Origin of the sequence: Naumannella cuiyingiana, from assembly GCF_013408305.1 — a bacterium.
Classification (GTDB): domain Bacteria; phylum Actinomycetota; class Actinomycetes; order Propionibacteriales; family Propionibacteriaceae; genus Naumannella; species Naumannella cuiyingiana.
On sequence record NZ_JACBZS010000001.1, the window covers coordinates 220,090 to 229,684 of the forward strand.

Annotated in this window: 12 protein-coding genes; 2 read left to right on the forward strand and 10 right to left on the reverse strand. The window is 73.5% G+C overall.

All coding sequences use genetic code 11. The features are described 5' to 3' along the window. Window position 1: 1 nt before the first annotated feature. From GGQ54_RS00915 to GGQ54_RS00955, 9 genes are all read right to left on the reverse strand, one after another. Complete coding sequence (locus GGQ54_RS00915; protein WP_179443676.1) at window positions 2-265, reverse strand: HGxxPAAW family protein; 264 nt, start codon at window positions 263-265, stop codon at window positions 2-4. Further along, window positions 262-924, reverse strand: coding sequence for a Trp biosynthesis-associated membrane protein (locus tag GGQ54_RS00920; RefSeq protein ID WP_179443677.1), 663 nt, complete (start codon window positions 922-924; stop codon window positions 262-264). Before GGQ54_RS00920 ends, GGQ54_RS00915 begins: the two co-directional genes overlap by 4 nt. Further along, complete coding sequence (locus GGQ54_RS00925; protein ID WP_179443678.1) at window positions 921-2,444, reverse strand: anthranilate synthase component I; 1,524 nt, start codon at window positions 2,442-2,444, stop codon at window positions 921-923. The genes GGQ54_RS00920 and GGQ54_RS00925 overlap by 4 nt, the downstream gene beginning before the upstream one ends. After that, a complete protein-coding gene (gene hisI, locus GGQ54_RS16790) occupies window positions 2,441-2,830 on the reverse strand; it encodes a phosphoribosyl-AMP cyclohydrolase (protein ID WP_179443679.1) in 390 nt (129 codons plus the stop codon). The genes GGQ54_RS00925 and hisI overlap by 4 nt, the downstream gene beginning before the upstream one ends. After that, window positions 2,827-3,699, reverse strand: a complete 873-nt coding sequence (locus tag GGQ54_RS16795) for a sigma-70 family RNA polymerase sigma factor (RefSeq protein WP_179443680.1) — start codon at window positions 3,697-3,699, stop codon at window positions 2,827-2,829. The genes hisI and GGQ54_RS16795 overlap by 4 nt, the downstream gene beginning before the upstream one ends. 7 nt (window positions 3,700-3,706) lie before the next feature. Then, complete coding sequence (locus GGQ54_RS00940; RefSeq protein WP_179443681.1) at window positions 3,707-4,147, reverse strand: carboxymuconolactone decarboxylase family protein; 441 nt, start codon at window positions 4,145-4,147, stop codon at window positions 3,707-3,709. Between the two features lie 133 nt (window positions 4,148-4,280). Continuing rightward, window positions 4,281-5,303, reverse strand: a complete 1,023-nt coding sequence (locus tag GGQ54_RS00945; protein ID WP_179443682.1) for an NADP-dependent oxidoreductase — start codon at window positions 5,301-5,303, stop codon at window positions 4,281-4,283. Continuing rightward, entirely contained in the window at window positions 5,300-6,265 is a 966-nt protein-coding gene (locus tag GGQ54_RS00950) for an isocyanide synthase family protein (RefSeq protein ID WP_179443683.1), read from the reverse strand. The genes GGQ54_RS00945 and GGQ54_RS00950 overlap by 4 nt, the downstream gene beginning before the upstream one ends. Further along, window positions 6,262-7,587, reverse strand: coding sequence for a cytochrome P450 (locus GGQ54_RS00955; RefSeq protein ID WP_179443684.1), 1,326 nt, complete (start codon window positions 7,585-7,587; stop codon window positions 6,262-6,264). Before GGQ54_RS00955 ends, GGQ54_RS00950 begins: the two co-directional genes overlap by 4 nt. A gap of 102 nt (window positions 7,588-7,689) precedes the next feature. Here GGQ54_RS00955 and GGQ54_RS00960 point away from each other — a divergent pair, with 102 nt between their 5' ends. Beyond that, window positions 7,690-8,349, forward strand: a complete 660-nt coding sequence (locus GGQ54_RS00960; RefSeq protein ID WP_179443685.1) for a TIGR03085 family metal-binding protein — start codon at window positions 7,690-7,692, stop codon at window positions 8,347-8,349. 3 nt (window positions 8,350-8,352) lie between these two features. On the opposite strand, the gene GGQ54_RS00965 is transcribed toward GGQ54_RS00960, so the two are convergent. Further along, window positions 8,353-8,922, reverse strand: coding sequence for a TetR family transcriptional regulator (locus tag GGQ54_RS00965; RefSeq protein ID WP_218843582.1), 570 nt, complete (start codon window positions 8,920-8,922; stop codon window positions 8,353-8,355). Between the two features lie 74 nt (window positions 8,923-8,996). On the opposite strand from GGQ54_RS00965, the gene GGQ54_RS00970 reads away from it, so the two are divergent. Beyond that, the gene (locus GGQ54_RS00970; protein ID WP_179443687.1) at window positions 8,997-9,521 is read left to right on the forward strand and encodes an SRPBCC family protein; all 525 of its coding nucleotides are present in this window, start codon (window positions 8,997-8,999) and stop codon (window positions 9,519-9,521) included. Window positions 9,522-9,595: the final 74 nt, after the last annotated feature.

Genomic DNA, 9,595 nt, shown 5'->3' on the forward strand with positions numbered 1-9,595 from the left:
ATCAGCGCCGCCGGCCGCCCTGGCCGTAACCGAGGGAGCGGAGCAACTGCGCCGCGATCAGGCCGACGAGCAGGATCGCCGCGGCGACGATCCCGATCACCGGGTTCAGGACGGGCACGACCGCGAAGAAGCCGACGACGAAGGCGACCATGGTGGCCATCGACCCGACCCAGGCCGCGGGCGACCGGCCGTGGTGGTAGAAGTGCCCGCCCTCGTCGCGCGGCCGGACCGCCGACTCCGTGGCACCGGTGGCGGTGTCGCTCATCTGTGACCTCCTCGCTCTGCATCGCCATTCTGGCGGGTGGAGGTGCGCGGGTGGTAATCGGGATCGGTGCCCGCGTCGGAATCGGGCACCTCGCTCGCGTCCTGGCTCGGGTCGTCCCCCGCGTCGAGCGCGCGCCACCAGCCCTCGGGATCGTCGGCGGCGAGCGGAGCGGTACGCCGATAGCGGGCTGACCGGTCCGGCCAGCGCGGCGCCGTGATCGCCAGGGTCAGCGCCGCCGCGACCAGCACCAGCCCGGCCAGGGCGTACAGCCACGGCAGCGGGGTCGGGTCGAGCTGCCAGGCCTCGGCCAGCGAAAGGTTGCGCAGCCTGGCCTGCACCTCGGCGGGCGGGGGCGCGGGCCGGCTGGCGCCGAGCACACCGATGGCCGCCCCGAGCGCGCCGAGCACGATGCCGACGACCCGGCGCCCGGCCCGGCCGGTCGCGAGCAACAACAACACCCCTGCCCCGGCGGCGAGCACCAGCAGCATCGCCAGTCCCGCGGTGGACTCGCCACCGGAGAAGGTGGCGCTGCGGGCCTGGACGGTGAGCGTCCACCAGGGCCCCGCCCCGGCACCGGCCGCGCCGGCGATGCCGACCAACAGCCCGCCGAGGACGAGCCGACGCACCGGCGCCGGCACGGTCGGCCGGGCGGCGGTCACGAGCCGTCCCGGGATGCCAGCGGCGCGAGCCGCTCCGCGGCGGCGATCGCGCGCAGCACGGCGGCGGCCTTGGTCCGCGACTCGGCCTCCTCGTAGGCCGGCGTGGAATCGGCGACCACCCCGCCGCCCGCCTGCACGTGGGCGATGCCGCCCTTCAGGACGGCCGTGCGGATGGCGATCGCGTTGTCGGCATCGCCGGCGAAGTCGAAGTAGCCGACGGTCCCGCCGTAGAGCCCGCGCCGGGTCGGCTCGAGCTTGTCGATGATCTCCATGGCGCGCACCTTGGGCGCCCCGCTGAGGGTGCCGGCCGGGAAGCAGGCGAGCGTGGCGCGCAGCGGCGTGACCCCGTCGGCGAGCCGGCCGGTGACCGTCGACTCCAGGTGCATCACGTGGCTGTAGCGGCGTACCACCATGAACTCGATCACCCGCACGGTGCCCGGTACGCAGACCCGGCCGAGGTCGTTGCGGCCGAGGTCGACGAGCATCACGTGCTCGGCCCGCTCCTTGGGGTCGGCGAGCAGCTCGGACTCCAGGGCGGCATCGGCGTCGGGATCGTGGCTGCGCCAGCGGGTGCCCGCGATCGGGTGGGTGGTCGCGGTGCGGTCGCTGACGGTGACCAGCGCTTCCGGGGAGGAGCCGACCACATCGAAATCGCCGAGCCGCAGCAGGTACATGTAGGGGCTGGGGTTGGCGGTCCGCAGCTCCCGGTAGATGTCGAACGCGTCCGCGCGGGTGGGTACGTCGAAGCGCTGGCTGACGACGATCTGGAATGCCTCCCCGGCATGGATCTCCTCGACCGCGGCGGCGACGGCGGCGTGGTGGTCGGCGGTGCTGCGCTGGTCGCGGACCTGGGGCAGCTCCGGCCCGCTGGCGCGGACGGCGACCTCGGAGGCGCGCGGGCGGGCGAGCTGATCGGCCATCGCCTGCACCCGGTCGCGGGCGTCGCGCCAGGCCTGCTCGGCGCGCTGCGGCGATTCGTCCCAGTTGAGCGCGTTGGCGATCAGCCAGACCTCGCCGCGGTGGTGGTCGAAGGCGGCGACGTCGGTGGCCAGCAGCATCGCCACATCGGGCAGGCGAAGGTCGTCGGTGCCGGTGTCGGGCAGATGTTCGAGGCGGCGGACGACGTCGTAGCCGAGCGTGCCGACCAGGCCGGAGGTGAAGGGCGGCAGGTCCGGATCGCGCGGGGTGTGCAGCACCGCCAGGGCCTGCTCGATCAGGGCGAGCGGGTCGCCCGTGCGGTCCAGCGCGGCGGGCAGCTGACCGGTCCAGGCGCCCTCGCCCCCGTGGGCGCTGAGCGTGGCCGCGGAGCGGACCCCGACGAAGGACCAGCGCGACCAGACCCCCGCCTCGGCCGACTCCAGCAAGAAGGTGCCGGGGCGATCGGCGGCGAGCTGGCGGTAGAGGGTGAGCGGGTTCTCGGTGTCGGCCCGCAGCCTGGTGTGGACCGAGACGACTCGACGGGTCTTCGCGCGGACCAGGAACTCGTCGAGGGCCGGTTCGATCTCGATCTTCGCGCTCATCCGCGCTTCCCCGCGAGCGGCAGCTCGCCCCCGTCGGAACCCGCGAGCGGCAGCTCGCCCTCGTCGAAACACGTTTCGGCGCCGGTGTGGCAGGCCGGGCCGGCGGGGACGACCTTGATCAACAGGGCATCGCCGTCGCAGTCGTGGCGTACCTCGCGGACGGCCTGGGTGTTGCCGCTGGTGGCGCCCTTCACCCACAGCTCGCCGCGGCTGCGGGACCAGAACGTCGCCAGCCCGGTGGTCAGGGTGGCCCGCAGGGCCTCGGCGTTCAGCCAGGCGAGCATCAACACGCGGCCGTCGGTCGCGTCCTGGACGATGCCCGGCACCAGCCCGTCGGGCCCGAACCGGACCGCCGCGACGTCGGTCGTCACTCCTGCCTCGCTCACGCAGGCAACTCTAGGCGGTCCAGCTTGTCCGGATTGCCGACCAGGTGCACCGCCGAGATGGCGCCGTCGCGGGTGTCGATGCGCAGGAGCCGGCGCTCGGCTCCCTGGCGCAGCAGCAGCGCGGCACCGGCATTGACGTCGATCGCGGTCAGCGTCGCGCCGGGCACCGCGCGGGAGATGCCGACCAGGAACCGGACGATCTTGTCGGGTCCGAGGATCGGCCGCAGCGCCGACTTGACCTTTCCCCCACCGTCGGAGATCAGCACGGCATCCTCGGTGATCATCGCGACCGCGTCGCCCGCACGACCGTCGGCGATCGCCGCGACCAGCCGGTCCAGCAGGGCGCGCTGGGCGGAACGAGAGCCGCCGACCCCGTCCGGGGCGACCCGCGCCCTGGCCCGGTGGGCGAGCTGGCGGCAGCTCGCCGGGGTTCGCCCGAGCATCTCGGCGATCTCGGCGAAGCTGTGGTCGAAGGCGTACCGCAGCACGTAGACCGCGCGCTCGTCCGAAGTCAACCGCTCCATCAGGTGCAGCAACCCGAAGGCGAGGGATTCGCGCTGCTCGACCGTCTCGTGCGGCAGCCGGCCCGGATCGATCGGCTCGGGCAGCCACGGCCCGACATAGTCCTCGCGACGCCGGGCGAGGGTCCGCCAGCGGTCGAGGCTGAGCCGGGTGGCGACCGTGGTCAGCCAGGCCTGCGGGTGGACCAGATCGTCCGGTCGCGAGGTGTGCCAGCGCAGCCACGTCTCGGCCGCGACGTCCTCGGCATCGGCCCAGCCGCCGAGCATCCGGTAGGCCAGTCCGAGCAGCCGGGTGTGCAGCCGCGCGAACTCCTCGGGGCCCAGTTCGTCGGCTCCGGGTCCGCTCACCGGGTGCTCACAGGTCGGCGGCCTCCAGCCCGGTCGGGATGGCGATCCGGTTCCAGGCGTTGATCACCACGATGGCCATGATCAGTCCGGCCACCCCCTTCTCGCCCCAGCGGGCGACGGCCTCGTCCCAGGTGGCGTCGCTGACCCCGCCCTCGCCGAGCCGGGTCACCTCGTCGGTCAGCGCCAGCGCGGCGGCCTCGGCCGGCGACCACAGGTCCACGGCGCGCCAGTCGCCGGCCAGCGCGGCGATCCGTTCGTCGGACTCCCCCTGCTTGCGGGCGTCCCGGGTGTGCATGGCCAGACAGTAGCCGCAGCCGTTCAGCTCCGAGGCACGGATCTTGATCAGTTCGTACGTCCGCGCGTCGTTGTGGGTCCGGGCATAGGTCTCCAGCGCGACCATCGGCGCATAGGCCAGCGGCGTCACCTTCTGCAGCTTCATCCTGGGCATCTGGGCTCCTTGGGTCATCGGGTACGCCCGTGCGCACCCCGTACCGGTTGGACGACGGCGGCTGCTCGGATGTGACAACTCGGATGTGACAACTCGGATGTAACAGGCCCGTGGGCGCAGGCCGCCGGTCGGGTCAGGAGACCTTGATGATCAGCTTGCCGCGGTTCTTGCCGACCAGCAGCCCCCGGAAGGCCTCGACCGCATGATCGAGGCCGTCCACGATGTCTTCCAGATAAGCGATCTGGCCGTCGGCGACCAGCGGGGTCACCTCGGCCAGGAACTCGGGCTCCTGGTCGACGAACTCGGTCTGGATGAAGCCGCGCACCGTCAGGCTCTTGCGCAGCACCGAGCCGAGGAACACCATCGTCTTGTCCGGCCCGGCCGGCAGCTCGGTGGCGTTGTAGCTCGACACCAGCCCGCAGACGGGCATCCGGGCGAACGGGTTGAAGCGCGGCAGCACGGCCTCGAAGACGGCTCCGCCGACGTTCTCGAAGTAGATGTCGATCCCGTCGGGGGTCGCCGCGGCGAGCCTTCCGGCGAGATCGGGCGCGCGGTGGTCGAGCGCGGTGATGCCGTGCTCGTCGAGCCAGGCGCACTTCTGCGGGCCGCCGGCGATGGCCACCACCCGACAGCCCCAGGCGCGGGCGAGCTGCGCGACCACGGAGCCGACCGGTCCGGTCGCCGCCGCGACCACGACGGTCTCGCCGCGCTTCGGCCGGCCGATGTTGCGCAGCCCGGCCCAGGCCGTGAATCCCGGCATGCCCAGCACGCCGAGGGCCGTGGTGGGCGGGACCACCGCCGGATCGAGCTGGCGCAGGTGGTCGGCACGCTCGACGCTGGCGGTCTGCCAGCCGGCCTGACCCAGCACGAGCTGGCCCGGCGCGAGGCCGGTGTCGTTGCCGTCGATCACCTCGGAGACGGTCGCGCCGACCATCGGCTGGCCGATCGCGACCGGCGGCGCATAGGAGGGCGCATCGCTCATCCGGCCGCGCATGTACGGGTCGAGCGAGAGGTAGCGGGTGCGCAGCAGCGCCTCCCCCGGGCCCGGCGGGGGAAGCTCGACGGTCTCGGTGCGGAAGTCGGACGCGGTCGGCTCGCCGTGCGGTCGGGCGGCCAGCACGATCCGGGTGCTCGCGGTCGGGGCGGCGGTGCTCATGGGTTGTTTCTACCAGCGAGGCGATCCCGGTAGCACCACAGCCGTCCCCCGCGCCGGACCGGCTCGGCATCGCCGACCGCCGCGTGGTGGACGAGCCGTGGCGTACCGGCGACGTCGTAGCGCACCACCGCGTGCCACGGCGTCAGCCACGCGTCGTCGGTCGCCGTGCGGTCGAGCAGGGCGATCCCCAGCTTGGCCGCCCCGAGCGGCTGCGGGTGGATCGACAGTCGCACGGCGTCGGGTCGCCTGGCCAGCAGCAGCGCACCCCAGGCGCGCGAGCGGGCGAGCAACTGGTACGCCCGCCGCTTCGCCTCGCGCTGGCGCTGGGCGGGCGTACCGGTCAGATCGACGGCGTCGGCGAGCACGAACCTGATCATGCCGCGCAGCGTGCGGGCGACCTGTTCGTCGGAGCGGGCCCGGACGCGTAGCTCGTCGACCGGCTCGGTCCAGCCGCGAATCAGCCGCGCCCGCCGTTCGGCATGATCATCGCCGGGCCACAGATCGCCGAGATCACAAAAGCCGATCCGGGTCCGCCCCTCGGCATCGGCCAGAGCGCGAAGATGATCACCGTAGGCGGTGACCGTCTCGTCGGGCACGCCGACCACGTCGGCGAAGACGTGGCCGTCCGAGCAGATGATCACCCGGGCTCCGGGCGGATGGATGTCGGCAATCTCGTCGCAGATGCCCTGCAGGTAGGAAAGGGCCAGCCGCTCCCCCTCGTCCGGCAGCGGGCCGCACACCTTGGCGGGGTTCGGCGACTTGCACGGGAAGGCGGGCAGCGCCAGCTCGATCGGCACCCCGGCCAGCACCCGGTCCAGGACCTTGATCAACTGCGGCCGCGGAGCGGCGGTCGGGGCAGGTTCGCCGGGAATGCCCCGTCGGTGCCGCAGCAAGACCTGCACGATCCGTTCGGCGGTACGCAGCGCCCGCTCGGTGATCGGCGACTCGCGGGTGATCGTCATCGCCGCGGCCCCTTCCCGCGGTAGGTCACCGGGAGCCGACGCACGGCGCGGGTGAGCGGCGCGGTGGACCACTCCAGGGCGTCTCGGGGGCAAGCGAGCCGCAGTCCCTCCAGCCGGCTCGTCAGCGCGATCAGCGCCTCGGCGAGCTGCACCCGTGCCAGCGCCGCCCCGGGGCAGCGGTGTGCTCCGTGACCGAAGGCAAGATGGGGGCGGCGGGGACCGTCGACGTCATGGCGACGGGGACCGTCGACGGCATAGCGATCGGGGTCGATCGCGTCCGGGTCGGCGAAGGCGTCCGGATCGCGATTGGCCGCACCGAGGGAGACGATCACCGAGTCACCGGCCGGGATGTCCACGCCGCCGAGCCGGTCGCCGCGGTCCAGGAAGCGCCAGGTGGTCAGCGAGAACGCGGCGTCGTGGCGCAGCAGTTCCTCCACGATCGCCGGCGCGGCGGACGGCTCGGCGCGCAGGCGATCGACCAGCCCGGGATGCTCCAACAGGCCGAGGACGCACAGGCCTAGTTGCGCGCTGACCGGGTCCTGGCCGGCGACCAGGAGCTGGAAGATGATCGAGTCGCGCTCGGCCGCGGTGATCACGCCGGCCGCCGCTGCGGCGACAACCTCGCCGAGGATTCCGGCGCGCCGCTGCGGTCGGGCGGCGTCGACGACGACGGCCGCGATGTAGTCCTCCAGCTCGCGGAGTCGTCGCTCGTAGGTCGGGCGTTCGGGGTGCTCCGGACCGACCGGCGCGACCACGGCTCCCCAGTCGGGGTCGAAGGCGTCCCGCAGGTCATCGGGCAGACCGATGGCCTCGGCGAGCGCGGTCAGGGCCAGCGGCCGGCCGAGGGCCGCCGCGAGATCGACCTCGGCCGTGCCACTCCCCGGCTCGGGGAAGTCGTCGATCAGGTCGTCCACGAACGCGCGGATGCTCGGCCGCGCCGACTCCGCGGCGGGCGCCGACAGGCCGCGGGCGACGAGCGCGCGCATCCGGCGGTGCCGCTCGCCGTCGACGTGCAGCAGGTGTACCTGCAGCCGCGAGCGCTGCGGCTGCGGCATCACCGATGCGTGGGCCAGGAAATGTGGATTGGCCCGCGCATGGTCCTTGCCGAGCCGCGGGTCGGTCAGTGCCGCCCGCGCCGCGGCGTACCCCGTGATCAGCCAGGCGTGCACGGCCGGGAAACGCACCGGATGAGCCTGGCCGGCGGCGGTCAGCGCGCGCAGCAGCGGGTAGGGATCGCGATGGTAGGCCGCGCCGCTCAGCGGCGTGCGGGGCAGGTCCGGATCGGGTGCGCCCGGCAGGTGCGGGCAGGCGGGGGCGGTCATGGCCGATGATCATTCCCGGCCGCGATCGGACGCTCACACCCCGCTGGGGTAGAACCAGCGGCCAGCACCCGCAGCGGTTCACCGTCGCCTAGCATCGGGCGGGTGAACTTCGCCCAATCCGAACGCGCCGCCCTGTGTCAGTTGCTGGACGAGACGGGGCCGGCGGCACCGACGCTGTGCGCGGGCTGGACCACCCATGACCTCGCGGCACACCTGTGGATCCGCGAGACCGACCCGCTCGGCGCGCCCGGCATCCTGGCCCGCCCGCTGGCCGGGCTGACCGAGCGGCGGATGGCGGAGGCGAAGGACCGCTGGAGCTATCCCGAGTTGGTCGAGCGGGTACGCCGCGGCCCGGCGCCGCTGTCGGTGTTCGCGATCCCCGGGGTCGACGAGGGCGCCAACACGCTGGAGTACTTCGTGCACCACGAGGACGTCCGGCGCGCCGCCGAGGCGCCGATCGAGCCGCGCGAGCTGGACGCCGAGGCCGAGGACTGGATGTGGCGACGGCTGCGGCTGATGGGCCGCGCGTTCTTCCGCCGCGCGGGCGTCGGGGTCGTCCTGGAACGCTCCGACGGCGAGGCGGGCGGGGATCGGGAGCCCGAGACGATTCGGGTCTCCTCGGGCCCGGAGACCGTCACGCTGGTCGGCCGACCGTCGGAGTTGATGTTGTACGCGTACGGGCGCGGCGACCGCGCCCAGGTCCTGTCGGTGGGCGAGCCGGCGGCGTTGATCAAGCTCGGCGAGGTCGAACTCGGCCTGTGAGGGTCAGGGAGCGGTGACCATCCGCAGCAGTTCCTCGCGGTACGCCACACGCGCGCCGGGCGGGCCACCGGGCAGCGCGTCGAGCTGGCGCCCGCCGAGATAGGCGGCATAACAGATCCGCGCCCGCGCCTGCGCCCGAGCGGGAGGCAGGCCGCGGTCGGCGAACAGCCGGCACAGGTATTCCACCCGCGCGGCGTGCACCCGCGCCACGGCGGGCGTGACCCTGGGGTCGTCGGCGGCCGCCAGGACCGCGCGCTCGAGCGCCTCGTCTTCGTCGTCCGCCTCGCCCAGGGCGTGCGCGAGCAGCGCTGCGAGTCGTTCGTCGTCCGGCGCGCGCTCGACCTCGGTGATCACGGCCGCCGTCGCGCGGTCCGACCAGTCGGCGAGCACGGCCTCGAGCAGTGCGCCGCGGTCGGCGAAGTGCCAGTAGAAGCTGCCCTTGGTCGCGCCCACGCGGCGCGCGAGGGGCTCGACGGCAAGGCGTTCCACCCCCTGCTCGGCCAGCAGCGCCCGCGCTGCCGCGATCCAGTCGGCGCGACTCAGGCGCCGGCGGGCGGAGGCATCGGCGGACACGGGCACGACGCTACCCTCGACATCGGCCATACGCAGGCGTACGGTTAACCATACGCCAGCGAATGGAGAGGACGATGGGTTGGACCAGCCGCACCCCGACCGGCATCCGCAACGTGCACAGCCGCCTCACCGCGGGACCGCCGGAGGCGGCAGCGGCCCTCTTGCAGGGCATCGCCGAACCGGGCAACCCGCTGTGGCCGACCGACCGCTGGCCGCCCCTGGTCCTCGACCGCGGGCTGGCCACCGGCAGCGCGGGCGGCCACGGCCCGATCCGCTATCGGGTCGATACCTCGGCCCCCGGCACGATCACCTTCGGCTTCGACGCGGACGACCTGGTCGGGCGCCACACCTTCACCCTCGCCGGCGAGGGCTCCGGGGTCCGCTGGACCCACGAGTTGATCATCGAAGCCCCCGACCTGCTCACCCGGCTGGTCGTGGTGCCGCTGCATGATCAACTCCTGGAGGACCTGCTGGACGGCGCCGAGGCGGCGATGGCGGGTACGCCGGTGCGGCGTACCCCGTTCCGGATGGGTGTCCGTGCGCGCCGCTGGCTGGTCGACAGGCTGGCGCCGGCGGCGCCCGAAACGGCGGCGCTGTAGGTCCCCCACAAGGCCGTGGGACAGAATCTGTAGCCCTCGACAAAGCATGCGCGACGACCCGCGCGGAGCCGCTT